The organism is Mycobacterium sp. 852002-51961_SCH5331710 (genome assembly GCF_001665535.1).
In the GTDB taxonomy this organism is placed as follows: Bacteria; Actinomycetota; Actinomycetes; order Mycobacteriales; family Mycobacteriaceae; genus Mycobacterium.
On the sequence record NZ_LZSQ01000113.1, the window covers coordinates 123,182 to 144,204 of the forward strand.

Sequence of the window (21,023 nt, forward strand, 5' to 3'; positions counted from 1 at the left end):
CACTCATCTGCGAACGTCCAGCAGGTCGTGATCGCGAACCGCGTCGACGTCCAGAGTCCGGTACCCGTAGAGGTCGAACAGCACGGTGATCCGGTCCGCGTCTCCGCCGAGCACGGTGCCCGCGCCCCATTCTTTGTGTTCGACCGCCGTCCCCATGGCAATGGCCGGCTCACCGTGGTCGACGGCGGTGTGCTCGCGGCAGCGATCGCAGTTGCCGCACGGCTCCGGCAGATAATCGCCGAAGTAAGCCAGCAGGAACTGCCTGCGACAGTCCGGCGTCTCGGCATACGACCGCATCATCTCGACGCGCGTGCGGTCGACGCGCTCCCCGATCTCCGCCATGTCCACCGCCCTGCGGATCGCCGCTTCGACCGGCATCCCCGTGCTGGTGAATCCTGACTTCGACGATTCGACCGCGCCTGCCTGCTCGAGCAGGTTGATCGAGGCGGTGAGCCGACGGCCACGCTCGTCGACCTCGCCGCGGAGTTGCTTGAGCCGCTTCGGCTTCCGGTTGTCCATCGCGGTGTAGACGCGGGTGAGCAGCTCCTCGTCCGGGTTGCGGGTGGCGAAGAAGTTTCCGAGCGTCAAGTCCTCGGCGCGGTAGAACAGGATCGCGTCCGCAGGCCCGCCGTCTCGGCCGGCGCGTCCCACCTGCTGGTAGTACGCGTCGACAGAGTCCGGCACCGACGTGTGCACTACGAACCGGACGTTCGCTTTGTCGATCCCCATGCCGAATGCCGAGGTCGCGACGACGACACCAACCTCGTCATCCCGAAAGCGGTCATGAACCTCGTTGCGCTGCTTGGTGTTTAGCCCGGCGTGATAACTGACCGCGGCCACACCGCGCCGCGTGAGCTCCTCGGCATAGAACTCGGTGTATTTACGGGTTGCGCAGTACAACAGCCCCGGGTGTGCGAGCTGCTGCACCACATCGAGGATATCCGCGCGCTTGCGCGCCTCCTCCGTGTGATGCCGGAGGTCGAGCGAGATGTTCGGCCGGTCGAATCCGCCCGAGATCACGGTCGGCTCACGCAGACCCAAGAACTCGACGATCTCACGGCGGACCACCGCCGACGCCGTTGCGGTCAACGCTGCGACCGGCGGCCAACCCAAGCGTTCGATCGCGTCACCGACCCGAAGGTACGTCGGGCGGAACTCGTGCCCCCACGCCGAAACGCAGTGTGCCTCGTCGACCACGACCAACGACGGCTTCACACCGGCCAGCCGCTTCATCACGTCGTCCTTCATGAGCTGTTCGGGCCCCAGGAACACGTACCGGGCCTCACCATCCTCGATGGCCGCCCACGCCCGGTCGACGGACTTCGCGCTCTGCCGCGAGTTGATCGCCACGGCTGCGGGAGCGTCCGACTCCTCGAGCGCGGCAATCTGGTCGTGCTGCAACGCAATCAAGGGAGAAATCACGATGACCGCTCGCGGCAACAACACCGCCGGAACCTGGTAGATCGCCGACTTGCCCGAACCAGTCGGCATCACCGCCAGCACGTCCCGTCCGGCAAGAATCGCGGTCATCGCCTCGAGTTGTTCTGGGCGCAGCGTCTGCCATCCGAATACCTTCTCGGCGACGTCGCGCAACCGGTCAGAGTCGTTCACCGCGTCATCAACGACAGGATCGCGCGGTTCAGCTTCCGCCGTGGCCAGCCCAGCCGCCCTTCGCCGGCCAATGCGGCACGTGCCGCATTGCGGCCGCAAACACCGTGCACTCCCCCGCCCGGAGACGCGCCTGCGCTGCCGAGATAGACGTTCTCGACCGGCGTCTCGGCGCCACCGAAGCCCGGGAACGGCCGAAAGATCAACTGCTGGAACAGCTGTGACGTTCCGCCGTTCACCGCGCCTGCATGCAGGTTGGCATCACTGGCCTCGAGGTCGGACGGGCGCTGGATCGACTTGCCGACGATGTGATCGCTGAACCCCGGCGCGTGCTTCTCCAACACCATGTCCACCGCCGCCGACAGCTGGTCTGCGGAGGCATCATCGGCGACACCTCGCGGCAGATGCGTGTAGGCCCATGCGCTTTCGGTGCCCTCGGGTGAGCGACTCGGATCGGAGGTCGTCATCTGACCGAACAGCAGGAACGGGTGCAGCGGCACCGTCTCGGTGTTGAGGTCGGCCATCCACCGGATGAGGCCGTTGTGGTCGGCGCCGAGGTGGACGGTTCCCGCGTCGTTCAGGCTCTTGGAGCGCCACGGGATGGGCGCGTCGAGCGCATAGTTGATCTTCAACACCGGGGTGTCCCAGACGAATCGGTCGAGGCTCTGCAGCACCGAACCGGGTAGCGCGTCAGCCGGCAGCAGTTCGCGGTAGAGCAGCGGAGCCGAGGTGTCGGCGATGACGGCGCGGCGCACCCGAACGGTCTCGCCGCCGGCGGTGTGGACGGCAACTGCGCGGCCACCTCGGACGTCGATCCGCTCGACTTGCTGTCGACACTTGATCTGGGCGCCCGCTGATGTGACGCGGTTGACCAGCGCCGCGGCGAGTTGTCCCGCGCCGCCGATTGGAACCGGGAAGCCGCCGTCCTGGGCCATCATGATGAGCATGTAGCCCATGACGCCGCTGCCCGGCGCGTCGATCGGGACGTCGGCGTGCATCGCGTTGCCCAACAACAAGAGTCGTGCGGCCTCGCCGTCGAACAGGTGCTCGGCCATCACCCCCGCGGGGAGCAGGAGTAGGTGCGCCAGTTGGAGGGCTTCGGCGGTACCCAGCTCACGCAGCAGTCCCACCGCCCCGCGCATCGGAGGGAACGGCGAGAACAGCGTCTCGAGCAGCGGTTCCTTGATGCGTTGCCATTGGGAGAACAAGTCGCGCCAGCGCGATCCGTCTCCTGCAGTGCGACGTTCGAGATCGTCTACGGTGCGGTCGAGTTCGCGCCAGATCAGCGGGGCGTCGTCGTCATCGGCGGAGCTTGCATGGCCGACGACCGCCGGTGAGTGCGACCAGCGCAGCCCGTGCTCCTCGAGGTGCAGTGCCTTGAGAGCCGGTGAGGTGACCGACAGTGGGTAGAAGGCGCTGTAGAGATCGCTGACGTAGCCGGGAAACAGTTCGGCGCTCTTCACGGCGCCGCCAGGTTGATCCTGCGCTTCCAGAACCAGCACGTCCCAGCCCGCGTCGGCGAGCATCGCCGCGGCGACCAAACCGTTGTGGCCGGCGCCGATCACCACAGCATCGGCTGAAGCCGGCACAGTCACCTCGAGATCAGCCTGTTCGACGCCGCTTTGACCGAGTCGGGAAGGAACCGGTTTACCAGGCCCATGCCCTTCGAAAGTGGCGATGACGCAACGATTTTCTTCCTTCCCTGCATCAGCGCGTCGTATCCCTGTTTTGCCACCTTGCCGGCGTCGTCCTTCGGCATTTTGCCGACCAGGGTGTCGAGCATGTTGACGCGTCGGAAGAAGTTGGTGTCGGTGGGACCGGGCATCAGCGCGGTGATGGTGACGTCGGTATCGCGCAATTCGTCTTGGAGCGCTTCGGCGAACGACTGCACGAACGACTTGGACGCGTTGTAGATCGTCTGATACGAGCCGGGCATCATCGCCACGATCGACGACGTGAAGAGCAGCTTGCCCGAGTTGGCGCTGACCATGTCGCCGAGGATCAGCTTGGCCAGTTGCACCGTCCCTCGGACGTTCAGGTCGATGACGTTGAAGTCCTCTTCGAGGCCGCGGTCGACGAAGCGGTTGCCGCCGCCTCCGGTGCCGGCGTTGAGGGCGGCGGCGTCCATCCGTCTGCCGTCTTCGGTGGCGCTGCTGTAGAGGCGATCGACTTCGGCCTCTTTGCGCAGATCGACCTGAACCGCGCGCACCTCGGTGCCGCTGGCGGCGAGTTTGTCGGCGCTGGCGTGGATGCCGTCGTCGTCGGCGGCGACGATGAGGTCGTATCCGTCGTCGGCAAACAGCTTCGCCAGTTCGAATCCGATCCCGCTCGAAGCGCCTGTCACAAGCGCGAGTGGTCGTCCTTGAGCCATGGTGGCGGGCTACCCGACGGGGCTCCCGTCAAACGCGCGGAGCATGCCGCCGACGTCAGCCGGTGTTGTGGTTGTCGTCGCTTGGAAAGCCAGCCGTCAGCTTGCGTCGCGATCATTGCCGTGGTCATCCCCGCCGTCGTCAGGACCCGCTCCGCTGACTTCGTCATCGCCCTCGTCGGGTATCAGGTAGCGGTTTGGGTGGTGATAGTTGTTGACGCGGGCTTGGCCGGTATCGAGCTGCGGCGGAGGAAGCCATGAGGTGCGCCCGTCTTTGCGTTTGCGGGTGCGCCAGCCGCCGGGTTTGACCCGCCGATTGTCGGGCCCACACGCGAGGGTCAGCTCGTCGATGTTGGTCTGACCCTCAGCGGCCCAATCGTTGACCGCGTGGTGAACCTGGCACTGATAGGCCGGGGCGGTACAGCCGGGCCTGGTGCAGCCCCGATCCTTCGCGAAGAGCACCAGCCGTTGGGCTTTGGACGCCAAACGTCGGCCGCGCCCGAGGTAGAGGGGTTCTTCGGTGGCCTTGTCGAAAATCGCCAGATACGGATGCGCCGCCGCGGCTTCTTTGATGACCTCGCTCATCGGCAGCAGTGAACCGCCGCCGGTGACCGCCTGCCCGGTGCCGGACTCCAACTCCTGCAAGGTGGTGGTGATCAGCAGCGTGGCCGGCAGCCCGTTGTGCGAACCCAGTTCGCCCGATGCGAGCAGGGCCCGGCACATCGCCCCCAACGCGTCGTGGTTGCGCTGCCCCACCGAGCGGGTATCCGAAGCCACCGCCTCGGGCGACGGCTCACCATCCGGGCAGGTGTTCTTGCCGTCGGGGTGGTCGCCGTCGGGGTTGTTCCTGCCGGGCGCGGCTTCGGTGGCTAACACGGCTTCCAATGCGGCCCGCGTCGCGGGGTCGAGCAGCCCCCGTAGCTCACTCATCCCGTCGAGGCGTTGACGACCCAACCGCAACCACCGCTGCGCCGCGCGCAATTCATCGGAGAAGTCCCCGTCGGGGTTCAGATAGGCCGCCAACCGCTGCGCGGCCGCACGCAACTCCTCGGGAGTGTGCTTCGCCGCAAGGCCAGCGAGTTGGGCTTCGGCGGCCTCACGCACGTCAAACGGTGTCGAGGCGGGGATCTCCTTGGCCAAGAACCGCCGAATCACCCGCACATGCTCGGCCCCCACCAGGCCCTTTGCCACCGCGGCGGCCGTGTGCGCCAACTCCGGTTGCAGTGTTTCGCCGGTCATCGCCCGCCGCGGCGCCAACTCCGCCGCTTCAGCCACCCGCCGACTCGCCTCAGCCTTGGAGATCCGCAACAACACCGTCAACGCGCCGGCCGCACTGTGCTCCCCCAGCTCCGCCAACGGCGCGCCCTGCAGCCCAGCGACCAGCCGATGCCCCACCATCGCTTGGCGGCGCGTGAAGGCCTCCCATTGGGCGGTCAACGCCAACTGCTCAGCGGTGCTCAAGGTGTCGAACGACTCGGCGACCATCGCGGACAGCTCGCGGTCCATCGCCGCGATCCGTTGGCTGATCTGCTCCGCCGCCATACTCGAACAATAGTTCGACCTACTGACAGCCAGGCCCCATTTGTGACCACTGAAACCAAAGAGACACAAGTGAATTGAGAGAAGACGGCCGGGCGTGGAGCCGGCCCGCTGGCCAAATCAATCCGCAAGACGTTTGAGCCGCAAGCGGTCCAGCAGGAATGATGTACGGATGGGAATACTGGGACGCAAGACCGGGGACCTGCGCGTCTACCTCGGCGCCGCGCCCGGTGTCGGCAAGACCTACTCCATGCTGGCCGAGGCGCACCGTCGTCTCGAACGCGGAACCGATGTGGTCGCCGCCATCGTCGACACGCACGGTCGCCGCAAGGTCGGCCAGCAGGTGGCGGGTATCGAAGTGGTGCCTCCCCGCACGACGGAGCACGGCGACCACGAGATCGACGTGGCCGCGATCATCCAGCGTCGGCCGAAGGTCGTGCTCGTCGACGACTTCGCCCACTCGAACGCACCGGGCTGCAAGAACAAGAAGCGTTGGCAGGACGTCGAAGAACTGCTCAACGCCGGCATCACCGTGATCACCACAGTCAACATCCAGAACCTGGAAAGCGTGTCCGACCTGGCCGCCCAGATCACCGGAGTCGAGGAATCCGACCGCATCCCCGACGAGGTGGTGCGCGCCGCCGACCAGATCGAGTTGGTCGACATCACACCGGAAGCGTTGCGGCGCAGGCTGGCTCACGGCAACGTCTACCCGCCCGAACGCGTCGACGCCGCACTGTCGAATTACTTCCGTCCCGAGAACCTCACTGCACTACGGCAATTGACCCTGCTCTGGCTGGCCGATCAGGTCGACGCCGCCCTCGCCAAGTACCGCTCCGACAAGAAGATCAGCGACCGGTGGGCGCCTCGCGAACGCGTGGTTGTCGGGGTCACCGGAGGCCCCGAGTCCGAGGTGCTGGTGCGACGCGCGTCGCGAATCGCCTCCCGTACGGGCGCCGACCTCAGGGTTGTCCACGTCGTGGACGGCGGTGGCCTGACCGCCATCTCGGACCAGCAGAAGAAGGCCGTGCGCGAACTGGCGGCAAGCCTGGGCGCCACCATGCACACCGTCGTCGGCGACGACGTCGCCACCTCGCTCATCGACTACGCGCACGACGTCAACGCGACCCAACTGGTCGTCGGGACCTCACGTCGTTCGCGGCTGTCGCGCATGTTCGACGAAGGCATCAGCGAGGCCGTCGTACAACAGTCGGGCAACCTCGACGTCCACATGGTCACCCACGACCAAGCCAGCACCGGCATCTCGTGGTCCCGCCTCTCGACTCGCCAGCGTCGGCTCACGTCATGGCTTGGCGCCGTGGCGATTCCGGTCGCGGTCTGTGCTCTGACGCTGGTGTTGCCGGACCGGTTCCGTCACATCGGCGGTCCCGGCGCACTGTTCTTCGTCGGCGTACTCGGCACCGCCGTGCTCGGCGGCCTCGCTCCGGCGATCACCGCCGCGGTGCTCTCGGGAGTGTTGATCACTTTCTTCCTCGTGGCTCCGGAGAACACGTTCTCCGTCCACGACACCGACACAGCGATCGCGACGCTGATACTGCTGCTCTTCGCCGTCACGGTCGCCACGTTCGTCGTTCGCGCGGCGCGGCGAGTGCGAGAAGCGCGGCGGGCCAACCAGGAAGCCGCGCTGCTGGCACTCTTCGCCGACGGTGTGTTGCACGACGCGGACCTGGACGGTCTGTTGGAACATCTCCGCGAAACGTACTCGCAGCGCGGTGTGAGCCTCGTCCGCAGCCAAACCGGTGAGATCCTCGCCTCCGTCGGCACCGATCCCTGCGCGGATGTCGACGACGCGGACACCTCCGTCGAAATCGGCGACGACGAGTACTGGATGCTGTTGAGCGGCCCGGCGTTGACCGCGCGCGACCGCCGCGTCCTCGGTGGCGTCGGCAAGCAGGCCGTCAACCTGCTCAGGCAACGAGAGAGGGCCGAGGCGAACAAGGCCGAAGCCGTAGGGCAGGCGGACAAACTGCGCCATGCACTCCTCACCGCCGTCAGCGACGACCTGCGCACCCCGCTAGCGGCCGCCAAGGCGGCGACGTCTCGAATCCGCAACGGCGACGTCGACATCTCCGCCGACAACACCGCCGAACTCCTCGCCACCGTCGAGGACTCCGTCGACCAGCTGACCGCGTTGGTGGCCAACCTGCTTGACTCGGCACGCCTGGCCGCAGGAGCGGTTCGCCCCGAGATGGTGCGCGTCGAACTCGAGCACGTGGTTCAGCGCGCGTTGCTTGGAATTCGCGCCGACACAAGCGGTTTCACTCGCCCGGGCAGCGAGCGGGTTAAGGTGGAGATCGACTCCGACGCGGTCCTGGCCGACAGTGAACTGCTCGAACGCGTGCTGGCCAACCTGATCGACAACTCGCTGCGCTACGCCGAGGGCAGCCTGGTGCGGGTGACCGCGGGGCAGGTCGGCGACCGGGTGCTCATCGCCGTCGTCGACGAGGGTCCTGGGATCCCGCGCGGCAGCGAGCAGCAGGCGTTCGCCCCGTTCCAGCGGCTCGGCGACGACGACACGATCGGAATCGGGCTCGGGCTGTCCGTCGCCTCCGGATTCGTCGAGGCGATGGGCGGAACCATCTCGGCGTCCGACACCCCCGGCGGAGGCCTGACGGTCGAGATCGACCTGCCCGCCGCACCGAACTAGGCCGTCTCCTCCGCCAGCGCGACCAGCGCCGCGCGCACCAGATCGGGTCGCTCGTCGACGATGAAGTGGCTGGCATCGACCGTCTGCAACCGGTAATCGTCCGCATTGGCGTTCTCGGCCGCAACCCACGATGGATGCACCACCGCATCGCCCAGTCCGAACAGCGCGCGAATCGGCACCGTCGCCCGTCGCGTCTCAGGACTACGCGCGCTGCCCAGGAGCTCCTTCGTGAGGAAGGTCCGGTACGTATCGCGCGCGGCCCGGGCGCACACCGGGTCGCGGAACCGGTCCGAAAAGACCCGGACGTCGGCGTCGGACATCTTCGAGCCGATGCCGAAGATCATCTTCTCGAGGAATGGTGTGCGGCGCTGCACCAGCACTCCGGCCGTCGCGATCGGTATCTGGTACGCGAAGCGCCATAGCCGGTGCAGAACATCGCGCGTCGACAACCACGGATAGGCCATATTGCAGGCCAGGTAACCGTCGAATCGCTCCGGCGCTCGCAGGATCATCAGGTATCCGACGAAGGCGCCCCAGTCGTGAGCCAACAGCAGTACGCGATCGAGGCCCAGAGCATCCAGAAGGGCGAGAACGTCAGTGGCGACGTCTTCCTTGGCCCACCGGTGCGGTGGCGGACCGGACCATCCATAACCAGGCAGGTCAGGTGCGATGATCCGGAGCCCCGCCGGGGGATCGGCAAGCAGATCCCGGTATTCCCAATGGTGTTGCGGCCAGCCGTGCAGCGCCACGACCGGACGCCCGTCGGCGGGGCCGGCCTCGGTCACGTGGAAGCGCACGCCGCGGGCGGTGACATGCGACCGTCGCACCCCTTCGATCGGCGGAGGAGCAGAGGTCATAACGCGACTATAGGAACTGCCGTCGCGCTAACGTGCGGTATGGCCGGATACCGAGCGCTGTTCGACGCCAGCATCGCTGATCCAGAAGGATTCTGGGCCGATGCCGCACGCGCGGTGACGTGGACGCGCGAGCCCACGCAGATCCTCGACGATTCGAACCCGCCGTTCTACCGCTGGTACCCCGACGGTGAGATGAACACCTGCGCCAATGCGCTCGACCGGCACGTCGACGACGGCCGCGGCGAGCAGCCGGCATTGATCTACGACTCACCCGTCACCGAGACGAAAGAGACCTACACCTACCGCGAATTGCGGGACGCCACTGCGAAGTTCGCCGGCGGCCTACGCGGCCTCGGCGTCACCAAGGGTGACCGGGTCGTCATCTACATGCCGATGATCCCCGAGGCGGTGATCGCCATGCTGGCGTGCGCGCGGTTGGGGGCGATCCACTCGGTGGTGTTCGGCGGGTTCGCCGCGCACGAACTCGCGACGCGCATCGACGACGCCCAACCGACGGTGATCGTCTCCGCGTCGTGCGGCATCGAACCGTCGCGCACCGTCGCCTACAAGCCGATGCTCGATGCCGCACTGGAGATGTCGGAGCATCCGCCCCGCAATTGCGTCATCGTTCAGCGCGACCATGAGCGCTGCGAGTTGTCGCCAGACCGCGACCTCGACTGGGAGGACGTCGTGGCCGCGGCGGCCGTCGACCCGGTGCCGGTGGCGGCGACGGATCCGCTGTACGTGCTCTACACGTCCGGGACCACGGGCAAGCCGAAGGGCATCGTTCGCGACAACGGCGGGCACGCGGTCGCGCTGCTGTGGAGCATGCGCAACATCTACGACATCGCGCCCGGTGACATCTTCTGGGCCGCCTCCGACGTCGGCTGGGTCGTCGGCCACTCGTACATCGTGTACGGCCCGCTGCTGCTCGGCGCCACGACGGTGCTCTACGAGGGCAAGCCGATCGGGACGCCGGACCCGGGGGCGTTCTGGCGGGTCGCCTCCGAATACGGGGTGAAGGCGCTGTTCACCGCGCCGACGGCCGTACGCGCGATCCGCAAGGAGGACCCCGAGGGCGAGCACATCGGCCGCTATGACCTGTCGAAGATGAAGTACCTGTTCCAGGCCGGCGAGCGACTCGACCCGGACACCTACGAGTGGGCCGCACAGAAGCTGAACATTCCCGTCGTCGACCACTGGTGGCAGACGGAGACCGGTTGGGCGATCGCCGCCAACCCCATGGGCCTGGAGCCCATGCCGATCAAGCCCGGATCTCCGACGGTTCCGATGCCCGGTTACGACGTCAAGATCCTGCATGTCGACGGCTCCGTCCGCGATGCCAACGAGGAAGGCGACATCTGCATCCGGCTGCCGCTTCCGCCGGGCACGTTGCCCACGCTGTGGGGTGACGACGACCGTTACCAGGCGTCGTACCTCTCCGAGCATCCCGGCTACTACCTCACGGGCGACGGTGGCTACCTCGACGAGGACGGCTACCTCTTCGTGATGGGCCGCATCGACGATGTCATCAATGTCGCGGGCCACCGGTTGTCGACCGGATCGATCGAGGCCGTGCTGGCCACCCACCCGGCGGTCGCGGAATGCGCGGTGATCGGGGTCCGCGACGAAATCAAGGGACAGGTGCCGCGCGGCTTCGTGGTGCTCAAGTCCGGCGCCTCGGCCGACGGGCTCGCCGAGGATCTCATCCGGTTGGTCCGTGAAGACATCGGCGCCGTAGCGTGTTTCAAGCTCGTCGACGTCGTACCCGCGCTGCCGAAGACCCGGTCGGGGAAGATTCTGCGCAAGACGATGCGGGGCATCGCGCACGGCCGGGACGAACCGCTGCCCTCGACGATCGAAGACCCCGCGGTGATCGAGGCACTCAAGCCGATCTTGAAGGGCTGAGCCCGCTCCACGCGCCCGATCGGCCTATATTCGGTGGCAGGCCCGCTCGGTCGTCGCCGGCGGGCTCACAACAAAGGAGTTGATTCGCGATGCGTACGTCTGCGGTCAAGGCCAAGAGCGGCTGTACCTGCAACTGTCACAAGTGCGATCAAGGTCATCACTGCGGAAATCCACCCAACTGCTACATCAAGAAGTAGCTCGGCGCGTGAGGGAGTCGGGCCAGGCCGTTCGCAGACCTGAGCCGCGAGCCTCGCCGCGCCATCAAAATTCCGGGTTTGTATCGACTCTCCCTGGGTAGTTGTCGCTGACCTCGACGGAAAGGAACGACGATGGTCAGCAGCCAACCGTCCGGCCCCACGGCCGCAACCCGCTACGGAGCGCCCGTGCAGAAGGCAGCGCTTGCTGTCGGCGCGGTGTTCTTGCTGGTCGGCATCCTGGGCTTCATCCCGGGCATCACGACGAACTACGACACCATGACATTCGCCGGCCACCACTCGGAGGCCCAGCTTCTCGGCGTCTTCAACGTCTCGGTCCTGCACAACCTCGTGCATCTGCTGTTCGGTGTGGCCGGTGTGGCCATGGCGCGCAGCTTCGGCAACGCCCGCAATTACCTGATCGGCGGCGGTGTCATCTACCTGCTGTTGTTCCTGTACGGCCTGGTCATCGATCACGACAGCTCCGCGAACTTCGTGCCGCTCAACACCGCCGACAACTGGCTGCACCTGGTGCTCGCCGTCGGCATGATCGCGCTCGGTGTGCTGCTGTCGCGGCGCGTCATCGAGGCGAACACCCCGTTGAACCGCAACACCCGTTAGGCGGCGGGCCGGTTAGCGTCCGCACCCGCAGGGTATTACCTGCCAGTCCGTCAATAACGGTTCCGGACGGAGGCAAGGGATGGCGACGAGACCGAAATACATGGCCGTGCAGGGAGCGGCGGTGATCGTGGGTGCCGTTCTGCTCCTCATCGGCGCCCTCGGCTTCGTCCCCGGCCTCACCCACGATTACGACCAGCTGGCATGGGCGGACCACCGATCCGGGGCCAGCCTGTTCGGCATGATCGCGGTGTCCGGACTGGGCAACGTGGTCAACCTGGTGCTCGGCGCCCTCGGCCTGGTCATGGCCCGGACATATGCCGCCGCGCGGTGGTACTTCTTGGGCGCTGGACTGGTGTACTTCGCCTTGTGCGCCTACGGATTCGCCGTTGCCGACGCGTTCGGCTGGATGTGGTTCGGCATGGGCCTCGTCATGGTGATCCTGGGCCTCACGCTCGCCGGTCAGCACGACCCGACCAAGCGTCGCAGGAGGATTCGCGCCTAGGCTGATGCGATGCTCACCGCACTGCTCTGGGGCGGCGTTGCGGCATCGTCGTTGGTCATCGGCGCGCTCGCCGGGGTGCTACGCGACTGGAACGCCCGGCTGATCGGGTTGGTGCTCGGCTTCGGCGCCGGAGCACTGGTGGCCAGCATCTCCTTCGAACTGGCCGAAGAGGGTTTCCACGTCGGCGGGGCGATTCCGGTAGCCGCAGGTCTGGCCATCGGCGGCCTCATGTTCTTCCTCGCCGACAAAGGCGTCGCGCGGATCGGCGGCAGGGGCACCGGCGCCGCCGGTCTGCCGCTCGCACTGGGTGCGCTGCTCGACGGCATTCCCGAGCAGGCGGTACTGGGCATCGGGATCGCCGGCGGCGGCGCAGTGAGCGTGTCCTTACTCGTGGCGATCTTCGTGTCCAACCTTCCCGAGGCGATCGGTTCGGCCAGCGACCTGAAGGCGGCAGGCACGCCGCGGGGGCGGATCGTGCTCGGCTGGATCGCCGTTGCGCTGCTGTGCACCCTGGCCACGCTCGCGGGATTTCAGTTCCAGGAGGCGGCGGGCCGCCAATTACAAGGCGGAATAGACGGTTTCGCCGCGGGCGCCCTGCTGGTCATGCTGGTGACGTCGATGATCCCCGAAGCCACCGAGAAGGCTCGCGATCAGGCGGGGCTGGCGGCGGTGCTCGGGTTCGCCGTCGCCGCCGGCCTGTCCCTGAGTAGCTAGGCCGTCTGTACTTCGTTGCGGCGCAGCGCTTCATCCGAAAGCCACGCGGACTCTCATGACACGTGGTTGTCTGGGTGAGTGAACACGGCGGTCGCGCCGGACACTGGCGCTCGACGCACACTGAACTTGGCGCTGGCCACGTGGGTCTCCGCCATCAACTTCTGGGCTTGGAACATGATCGGCCCGCTGTCGACCACATACGCGGGCGACTTGTCGCTCAGCAGCTCCGAGGCCTCGATGCTGGTGGCCACCCCGATCCTGGTGGGCGCGCTCGGACGGATCGTCGTGGGTTCGCTGACCGACCGGTTCGGCGGCCGCGTGCTGTTCATCGCGATCTCGCTCATCTCGATCGTGCCCGTGCTCGCGGTGGGCGCCGCGGGTTCGGCCGGGTCCTACCCCCTGCTGCTGGTGTGCGGCTTCTTCCTGGGCATCGCGGGCACCATCTTCGCCGTCGGCATCCCGTTCGCGAACAACTGGTATGAGCCGTCGCGCCGCGGCTTCGCCACCGGCGTGTTCGGCATGGGCATGGTGGGCACCGCGCTCTCGGCGTTCTTCACCCCCAGATTCGTCAAATGGTTCGGGCTGCTGCCCACGCACGTCATCGTCGCGGCCGCGTTGGCGGTCACCGCGGCGCTGTGCGTGTTCTTCATGCGCGACTCACCGACTTTCGCGCCCAACACCGATCGCGTGCTGCCGAAGCTGAAGGCGGCGGCCAAACTCCGCGTCACGTGGGAGATGTCGTTCCTCTACGCGATCGTGTTCGGCGGCTTCGTGGCGTTCAGCAACTACCTGCCCACCTACATCAAGACGATCTACCACTTCTCGGCCGTCGACGCGGGCGCGCGCACCGCGGGATTCGCACTGGCGGCCGTGCTGGCCCGGCCCGTCGGCGGAGCATTGGCCGACCGAATCGCACCGAAGTACGTCGTGCTCGGCTCCTTCGGCGGCACAGCGCTGATGGCGCTGATCGCCATGCTGCAGCCGCCGCCGGATGTGTGGTCGGCGACCACCTTCATCGCACTGGCGGTGTTCCTCGGCATCGGCACCGGCGGTGTGTTCGCGTGGGTGGCCCGTCGGTCACCGGCGCAGTCTGTCGGGTCGATCACCGGAATCGTCTCGGCCGCAGGCGGTTTGGGCGGCTACTTCCCACCCCTGGTGATGGGCTCGACCTATGACGCGGTCGAGAACGACTACTCCGTCGGCCTGATCCTGCTCGTCGCGACCGCGCTGATCGCGTTCGCCTACACCGCACTGCGGCTGCACAGCCACGAGCCGCAACCGAAGGAGGCAACCCAGTGACGACCACCGAGCCCCACATCGGCGGCCGGGTCGAAGAACTGCTCGAGCGCAGCGGCCGATTCTTCACTCCCGGTGAGGCTTCCAGGGACGGTCGGACCATCCACCGCCGTGGCGGCCGCGAGGGCGACATCTTCTACCGCGACCGGTGGAGTCACGACAAAGTGGTCCGCTCCACGCACGGCGTCAACTGCACGGGGTCGTGCTCGTGGAAGATCTACGTCAAGGACGGCATCATCACCTGGGAGACGCAGGAGACCGACTACCCGTCGGTGGGGCCGGATCGGCCGGAGTACGAGCCGCGCGGTTGCCCTCGGGGTGCGGCGTTCTCCTGGTACACCTATTCCCCGACGCGGGTGCGCTATCCATATGCGCGCGGCGAACTCGTCCGCATGTACCGCGAGGCCAAGTCGCGGCTGTCCGATCCGGTGTTCGCGTGGGCCGACATTCAGAGCGACCCCGAACGCCGCCGACGCTACCAACAGGCAAGGGGCAAAGGCGGTCTGGTGCGGATCAGCTGGGCCGAGGCGACCGAGATGATCGCGGCCGCTCACATCCACGCGATCAAGCGGTATGGACCGGATCGGATTGCCGGGTTCTCCCCCATCCCTGCGATGTCGATGGTGTCCTTCGCCGCCGGGTCACGGTTCATCGAACTGCTCGGTGGCGTGATGACGTCGTTCTACGACTGGTACGCCGACCTTCCCGTCGCCTCCCCGCAGGTGTTCGGTGATCAGACCGATGTGCCGGAGTCCGGCGACTGGTGGGACGCGTCGTACCTGATGATGTGGGGCTCGAACGTGCCGGTCACCCGCACGCCGGATGCACACTGGATGACCGAAGTGCGTTACCGCGGCACGAAAGTCGTCAGCATCAGCCCCGATTACGCCGACAACACCAAGTTCGCCGACGAGTGGATGCCGTGCGCGGCGGGCACCGACGGCGCGTTGGCCATGGCGATGGGCCACGTGGTGCTCTCGGAATTCTTTGTCAAACACAAGGTTCCGTTCTTCGTCGACTACGTCCGCAAATTCACCGACCTGCCGTTCCTGGTCAAGCTCGAGGAGCGTGACGGCAGGTTGGTCCCGGGCAAGAACCTGACCGCGGCCGACCTCGGCGGTGAGGTGGCGGCGCAGGAGAACGCGGCGTTCAAACCGGTCCTGCTGGATGCCGCGACCGACACCGTCGTCGTGCCGCAGGGGTCGTTGGGTTTCCGCTTCGGCGACGACGGCGTCACGAAATGGAACCTGGAACTCGGCGACCTGGTGCCGGCACTGACGGTGCTCTTCACGGAAGCCGGTGAGACGGCGGAGGTGGCGTTACCCCGGTTCGACACTTTCGATGGGCACGGTGAGACGTTGACCCGCGGGGTGCCGGTGCGGCGGGTGGGCGAGCACCTGGTCTGCACCGTGTTCGATCTGATGCTGGCGCAGTACGGGGTGGCGCGTCCCGGACTACCCGGAGACTGGCCGGCCGGTTACGACGATCCAAAGCCGTACACCCCGGCCTGGCAGGAGTCGATCACCGGAGTCGCTGCGTCCCAGGCGATCCGGATCGCCACCGAGTTCGCGCACAACGCCGAGGAATCCGGTGGCCGGTCGATGATCATCATGGGCGCGGGGATCTGCCAGTGGTTCCACGGCGACGCCACCTACAGGGCGGTGCTGGCGCTGGTGTTGCTCACCGGCGCGATGGGCCGCAACGGCGGTGGCTGGGCCCACTACGTCGGACAGGAGAAGTGCCGCCCGGTGACGGGCTGGTCCGCGCTGGCGATGGGTACCGACTGGTCGCGACCGCCGCGGCAGATGCCGGGCACGTCGTACTGGTACGTCCACACCGACCAATGGCGTTACGACGGTTACCGCGCCGACGCGCTGGCCAGTCCTCTGGGCCGTGGCCGGTTCCGCGATCGGCACACCATGGACGTGCTCGCCGCGTCGACCGCGATGGGTTGGAGCCCGTTCTATCCACAGTTCGACCGCTCGAGCCTCGACGTCGCCGACGAGGCCCGCGCCGCGGGCCAGGACATCTCCACCTACGTCACCGAACAACTCGCAGAGGGCACGCTCAAACTCGCCGTCACCGACCCGGACAACCCGGCGAACTGGCCGAGGGTCCTTTCGGTTTGGCGGGCCAACCTGCTGGGTTCCTCGAGTAAGGGCAACGAGTACTTCCTTCGCCACCTGCTCGGCACCGACTCGAACCTGCAGGCCGAGCCGACACCGGAAGCGCTGCGGCCCAACGACATCGCGTGGACCGATGACATTCCCGAGGGCAAGCTCGACATGTTGATGTCGATCGACTTCCGGATGACCTCGACGACGTTGCTCTCCGACGTCGTGCTGCCCGCCGCCACCTGGTACGAGAAGCACGATCTGTCCAGCACCGACATGCACCCGTACGTGCACGCGTTCAACCCGGCCGTCGACCCGCCGTGGGAAGCCCACTCCGACTTCGATGCGTTCGGCGCCATCGCCCGCGTGTTCAGCGCACTGGCCGCAAAGCATCTGGGTGTGCGCTCCGACGTGGTGCTCGGCGCCATGCAGCATGACACGCCAGGCGCGATGGCCTATCCCGGTGGTGTCGAGAAGGATTGGCGCGCCGACGGGAGCATCCCGGTGCCGGGTAAGACCATGGCGCCGATGGCGGTGGTGGAGCGCGACTATCCCGCGGTCGCCGAGAAATGGGCGGCGCTGGGACCGCTCGTCGAGAAGCTCGGGTTGACCACCAAGGGGGTCACCGTCCGCCCCGACAAGGAGGTCGGCGAGCTGGCGGCCAAATTCGGCGTGATGGATTCCGGTCGCGCACAGGGGCGTCCGGCCATCAACACGGCCGAACGGATGGCGGAGGCGATCCTCGCGCTGTCCGGCACCAGCAACGGGCGCCTGGCCGTCGAGGGTTTCCGTGAGCTGGAGCGCCGGACCGGACGCCGCCTGGTGCATCTGGCCGGCGGCAGCGAGGAGCGCCGCATCACGTTCGCGGACACGCAGGCGCGGCCGGTCCCGGTGATCACCAGCCCGGAGTGGTCGGGCAGCGAGACCGGTGGGCGTCGCTACGCGCCGTTCACCGTCAACATCGAGGAACTCAAGCCGTTTCACACGCTGACCGGCAGGATGCACTTCTACCTCGACCACGACTGGCTCGAGGAACTCGGCGAACAGCTGCCGATCTACCGGCCTCCGCTGGACATGTCGCGGTTGTTCGGTGATTCCGCGGTGGGTCATCACGACGGTGTGGGGCTGACGGTCCGGTATCTGACACCGCACTCGAAGTGGTCGATCCACTCCGAATATCAGGACAATCTGTTCATGCTGTCGCTGTCACGCGGCGGGCCGACGATGTGGATGAGCCCGGACGATGCGGCGAAAATCTCGGTGCGCGACAACGATTGGGTCGAGGCGGTGAATCGCAACGGCGTGCTGGTCTGCCGGGCGATCGTCTCGCACCGTATGCCCGAGGGCGTGGTGTTCGTCTACCACGTGCAGGAGCGGGTGATCGACGTGCCCCTGAGCGAGACCACGGGGAAACGCGGGGGCATTCACAATTCGTTGACCCGGCTGCTGATCAAGCCGAGCCATCTGGCCGGTGGATACGCCCAGACGGCGTTCGCGTTCAACTATCTCGGGCCGACCGGAAACCAGCGCGACGAGGTGACCGTCGTCCGGCGGCGCAGCCAGGAGGTGGTCTACCAGTGAAAGTCATGGCGCAGATGGCGATGGTGATGAACCTCGACAAGTGCATCGGCTGCCATACCTGCTCGGTGACCTGCAAGCAGGCCTGGACCAACCGGCCCGGCACCGAGTACGTCTGGTTCAATAACGTCGAAACCCGTCCCGGCCAAGGCTATCCGCGAACCTACGAAGACCAGGAGCGGTGGCGCGGCGGATGGATACGCGACCGGAGGGGTCGGCTTAAGCTGCGCGACGGCGGCCGGCTGAGCAAGCTGCTGCGGATCTTCGCCAACCCCAAGATGCCCAGCATCGCCGACTACTACGAGCCGTGGACCTACGACTACGAGAACCTGACCAACGCGCCGTTGGGTGAGCACATGCCGGTGGCGCCGCCGCGGAGCCTGATCAGCGGCGATCCGATGAAGGTTCAGTGGTCGGCGAACTGGGACGACAACCTCGGCGGGTCACCGGAGATCGTGTCCGGGGATCCCGTGCTGCGCAGGGTGAACGAGCAGGTCCGTCTCGAACTCGAGCAGACGTTCATGTTCTACCTTCCGCGGATCTGCGAGCATTGCCTGAACCCGTCGTGTGTCGCGTCGTGCCCGTCGGGGGCGATGTACAAGCGCTCCGAGGACGGCATCGTGCTCGTCGATCAGGACCGCTGCCGGGGCTGGCGGATGTGTGTCTCGGGATGTCCCTACAAGAAGGTGTATTTCAACCACAAGACCGGCAAGGCCGAGAAGTGCACATTCTGCTACCCCCGCGTCGAGGTCGGGCTGCCGACGGTGTGCTCGGAGACCTGCGTCGGCCGGCTGCGGTATCTCGGCCTGGTGTTCTACGACGTCGACCGCGTGCTCGAAGCGGCGGCGACGGAGAACGAGACCGACCTGTACGAGGCTCAGAAGTCGATCATCCTGAACCCGCACGACCCCGAGGTCATCGCCGGGGCCCGCGCGGAGGGCATCTCGGAGGAGTGGATCGAGGCGGCCCAGCGTTCACCGGTGTACGCATTGATCCACCGCTATCAGGTCGCGCTCCCCCTGCATCCCGAATACCGGACGATGCCGATGGTCTGGTACATCCCGCCGCTTTCGCCGGTGGTCGACGCGGTAGCGCGCGACGGTCACGACGGTGAGGAGATCGGCAACCTGTTCGGGGCGCTCGAGGCGCTGCGCATTCCGCTCGAGTACCTGGCCGGGCTCTTCACCGCCGGCGACACCGCGGTGGTGGAGGGCGTACTGCGGCGGTTGGCCGCGATGCGCTCGTACATGCGCGACATCAACCTCGGGCGCGAGACCCAGCCGCACATCCCACAAGCGGTCGGCATGACCGAGGAGCAGATCTACGAGATGTACCGCCTGCTTGCACTCGCGAAATACGAAGAGCGCTACGTCATTCCGACGGCATACGTCGCCGACGCCCATGCGCTGGAGGCGCAATCGCTCGAGGAGCCGGGCTGCTCGCTGTCGTTCGAGGGCGGCCCCGGAATGTACGAGTCGGGGCCGTTCGGCGAGGCCAGCGGCGCTCCGGTGCCCGTCGCGGTGGAGAGCTTCCATGCGCTGCACAACCGGCAGACCAGCGAGGGCATCGCGGTGACCGAGTCCCGCCCGTCACGGGTCAACCTGCTCAACTGGGACGGTCGCGGCGAACCCAGCGGGATCTTCCCGGAACGGAGCGCGGATCGATGAAGCTCCTTCGCAGCAAGCGGGACCCGACCCTCGAGCATCGACTCGTATGGCAGGCGGCCGCACTGCTGCTCGCGTATCCGGACGACCGACAGGGCGAACGGTTGACCACCGTCGAGGAGATGCTGACCCACCTTCGCGACGAGACCGCAAACCTGCTCGGCGCCACCGTCACCGCGCTCCGCGCAACGGGTCCGATGCAGGCGCAGATCGACTACGTCGACACCTTCGACATGCGGCGCCGCACCACGATGTACCTCACGTACTGGACCGCCGGGGACACGCGAAACCGCGGCAACCACATGCTGGCGTTCGCAAACACCTACCGCGAAGCCGGCGTGCGCCCACCGAAACACGAGGCGCCCGACTACCTGCCGGTGGTGCTCGAGTTCGCCGCGACCGTCGACGCCGAGGCGGGGCGGCGTCTGCTCGCCGAACACCGGGCGCCGATCGACCTGCTGCGCGCGGCTTTGGACGAGTCGGCATCGCCGTACGCACCTGCCGTGGCCGCGGTCTGCCAGACCCTTCCGCCCCGCACCGAGCAGGACGCGCAACGGGCCCAGCGGCTGGCGGCCGCCGGACCGCCAACCGAAACCGTTGGCTTGCAACCGTTCACGCTGACCGTACCGCCGCGACGCGCGCAAGGAGTATGACATGTCGGGCTGGGAGATCTTCTGGGACGTGATCCCCTACGTGACGCTGGCCGTTGTCGCGGTCGGGATCTGGTGGCGGTACCGCTACGACAAGTTCGGGTGGACCACGCGGTCGTCGCAGCTGTACGAATCGCGTCTGTTGCGCATCGGCAGCCCGATGTTCCACTTCGGCATCCTGGTGGTGATCGTGGGGCACATCATCGGGTTGGTCATCCCCGAATCATGGACCGATGCAATGGGACTCAGCGACCACGCCTATCACGTGCAGGCGCTGATCCTCGGGGGGATCGCCGGTGTCACCACGCTGTGCGGCATCGCGTTGTTGGTCTTCCGCCGTCGCACCACGGGCCCGGTCTTCCTCGCCACCACCGCCAATGACAAGGTGATGTACCTGGTGCTGGTGCTCGCCATCGTGGCCGGACTCTCGTGCACGCTGATCGGTGCGACGCCCGTTGGCGCCGAGCACGACTACCGCCTGACGGTGGCGCCCTGGTTCCGGTCCATCTGGGTCCTGCAGCCGCGCGGCGACCTGATGGCACAGGCGCCGTTGTGGTTTCACATCCACGTGATGATCGCGTTGGTGCTGTTCTGCCTGTGGCCGTTCACCCGGCTGGTGCACGTCTTCAGCGCACCCATCGGCTATCTGTTCCGGCCCTACATCGTCTATCGCAGCCGAGACGTCGTCGACCAGGGCGAGCTGGTCGGTTCACGCCCGCACCGCCGCGGCTGGTGATCAGCG

The 21,023-nt window shown here is 66.8% G+C and carries 14 protein-coding genes and 1 pseudogene; 10 read left to right on the top strand and 5 right to left on the bottom strand.

What is annotated here, in order from left to right; all coding sequences use genetic code 11:
* Positions 1 to 3 precede the first annotated feature (3 nt).
* The 4 genes from A5752_RS20415 to A5752_RS20430 form a co-directional block, all read right to left on the bottom strand.
* Positions 4 to 1,611 (bottom strand): RecQ family ATP-dependent DNA helicase, encoded by a 1,608-nt coding sequence (locus tag A5752_RS20415; RefSeq protein WP_067089291.1) that lies wholly within the window; start codon positions 1,609 to 1,611, stop codon positions 4 to 6.
* A complete protein-coding gene (locus tag A5752_RS20420) occupies positions 1,608 to 3,203 on the bottom strand; it encodes a phytoene desaturase family protein (protein ID WP_067089294.1) in 1,596 nt (531 codons plus the stop codon). Before A5752_RS20420 ends, A5752_RS20415 begins: the two co-directional genes overlap by 4 nt.
* On the bottom strand, positions 3,200 to 3,979 hold the full coding sequence (locus A5752_RS20425; protein WP_067089296.1) for an SDR family NAD(P)-dependent oxidoreductase: 780 nt from the start codon (positions 3,977 to 3,979) through the stop codon (positions 3,200 to 3,202). The genes A5752_RS20420 and A5752_RS20425 overlap by 4 nt, the downstream gene beginning before the upstream one ends.
* Positions 3,980 to 4,075: 96 nt before the next feature.
* Positions 4,076 to 5,518: an HNH endonuclease signature motif containing protein gene (locus A5752_RS20430; protein ID WP_067089299.1), complete on the bottom strand. Its 1,443-nt coding sequence runs from the start codon at positions 5,516 to 5,518 to the stop codon at positions 4,076 to 4,078.
* Between the two features lie 169 nt (positions 5,519 to 5,687).
* Here A5752_RS20430 and A5752_RS20435 point away from each other — a divergent pair, with 169 nt between their 5' ends.
* Complete coding sequence (locus A5752_RS20435; RefSeq protein ID WP_067089301.1) at positions 5,688 to 8,183, top strand: sensor histidine kinase; 2,496 nt, start codon at positions 5,688 to 5,690, stop codon at positions 8,181 to 8,183.
* Here the strand turns inward: A5752_RS20435 and A5752_RS20440 are convergent.
* Positions 8,180 to 9,040 carry an alpha/beta fold hydrolase gene (locus A5752_RS20440; RefSeq protein WP_067089304.1) on the bottom strand — a complete coding sequence of 287 codons (861 nt, stop codon included), beginning with the start codon at positions 9,038 to 9,040 and terminating at the stop codon, positions 8,180 to 8,182. The two genes, A5752_RS20435 and A5752_RS20440, sit on opposite strands and share 4 nt — an antisense overlap.
* A gap of 39 nt (positions 9,041 to 9,079) precedes the next feature.
* Here A5752_RS20440 and A5752_RS20445 point away from each other — a divergent pair, with 39 nt between their 5' ends.
* The 9 genes and pseudogenes from A5752_RS20445 to narI form a co-directional block, all read left to right on the top strand.
* Entirely contained in the window at positions 9,080 to 10,948 is a 1,869-nt protein-coding gene (locus A5752_RS20445; RefSeq protein ID WP_067089306.1) for a propionyl-CoA synthetase, read from the top strand.
* 329 nt (positions 10,949 to 11,277) lie between these two features.
* Positions 11,278 to 11,763 carry a DUF4383 domain-containing protein gene (locus A5752_RS20450; protein WP_067089308.1) on the top strand — a complete coding sequence of 162 codons (486 nt, stop codon included), beginning with the start codon at positions 11,278 to 11,280 and terminating at the stop codon, positions 11,761 to 11,763.
* A gap of 79 nt (positions 11,764 to 11,842) precedes the next feature.
* Positions 11,843 to 12,265 (top strand): DUF4383 domain-containing protein, encoded by a 423-nt coding sequence (locus tag A5752_RS20455; protein ID WP_067089311.1) that lies wholly within the window; start codon positions 11,843 to 11,845, stop codon positions 12,263 to 12,265.
* 9 nt (positions 12,266 to 12,274) lie between these two features.
* The gene (locus A5752_RS20460) at positions 12,275 to 12,979 is read left to right on the top strand and encodes a ZIP family metal transporter (RefSeq protein WP_067089313.1); all 705 of its coding nucleotides are present in this window, start codon (positions 12,275 to 12,277) and stop codon (positions 12,977 to 12,979) included.
* A gap of 120 nt (positions 12,980 to 13,099) precedes the next feature.
* Positions 13,100 to 14,278, top strand: coding sequence for a nitrate/nitrite transporter (locus A5752_RS20465; protein WP_286159396.1), 1,179 nt, complete (start codon positions 13,100 to 13,102; stop codon positions 14,276 to 14,278).
* Complete coding sequence (locus tag A5752_RS20470; RefSeq protein ID WP_067089318.1) at positions 14,275 to 17,970, top strand: nitrate reductase subunit alpha; 3,696 nt, start codon at positions 14,275 to 14,277, stop codon at positions 17,968 to 17,970. The genes A5752_RS20465 and A5752_RS20470 overlap by 4 nt, the downstream gene beginning before the upstream one ends.
* The gene (gene narH, locus A5752_RS20475; RefSeq protein WP_067089321.1) at positions 17,967 to 19,634 is read left to right on the top strand and encodes a nitrate reductase subunit beta; all 1,668 of its coding nucleotides are present in this window, start codon (positions 17,967 to 17,969) and stop codon (positions 19,632 to 19,634) included. Before A5752_RS20470 ends, narH begins: the two co-directional genes overlap by 4 nt.
* Positions 19,631 to 20,284 carry a nitrate reductase molybdenum cofactor assembly chaperone gene (gene narJ, locus A5752_RS20480; protein WP_067089323.1) on the top strand — a complete coding sequence of 218 codons (654 nt, stop codon included), beginning with the start codon at positions 19,631 to 19,633 and terminating at the stop codon, positions 20,282 to 20,284. Before narH ends, narJ begins: the two co-directional genes overlap by 4 nt.
* Positions 20,283 to 21,017, top strand: a pseudogene (narI, locus tag A5752_RS20485) (respiratory nitrate reductase subunit gamma); the annotation flags it as partial. The gene narJ and the pseudogene narI, both read left to right, overlap by 2 nt.
* Positions 21,018 to 21,023: the final 6 nt, after the last annotated feature.

Coding starts and splice junctions, on each gene's coding strand:
- A5752_RS20460 (WP_067089313.1), top strand. CDS start 12,275: ATGCTCACCGCACTGCTCTGGGGCGGCGTTGCGGCATCGTCGTTGGTC.
- A5752_RS20425 (WP_067089296.1), bottom strand. CDS start 3,979: ATGGCTCAAGGACGACCACTCGCGCTTGTGACAGGCGCTTCGAGCGGG.
- A5752_RS20455 (WP_067089311.1), top strand. CDS start 11,843: ATGGCGACGAGACCGAAATACATGGCCGTGCAGGGAGCGGCGGTGATC.
- narJ (WP_067089323.1), top strand. CDS start 19,631: ATGAAGCTCCTTCGCAGCAAGCGGGACCCGACCCTCGAGCATCGACTC.
- A5752_RS20435 (WP_067089301.1), top strand. CDS start 5,688: ATGGGAATACTGGGACGCAAGACCGGGGACCTGCGCGTCTACCTCGGC.
- A5752_RS20445 (WP_067089306.1), top strand. CDS start 9,080: ATGGCCGGATACCGAGCGCTGTTCGACGCCAGCATCGCTGATCCAGAA.
- A5752_RS20440 (WP_067089304.1), bottom strand. CDS start 9,040: ATGACCTCTGCTCCTCCGCCGATCGAAGGGGTGCGACGGTCGCATGTC.
- A5752_RS20450 (WP_067089308.1), top strand. CDS start 11,278: ATGGTCAGCAGCCAACCGTCCGGCCCCACGGCCGCAACCCGCTACGGA.
- A5752_RS20430 (WP_067089299.1), bottom strand. CDS start 5,518: ATGGCGGCGGAGCAGATCAGCCAACGGATCGCGGCGATGGACCGCGAG.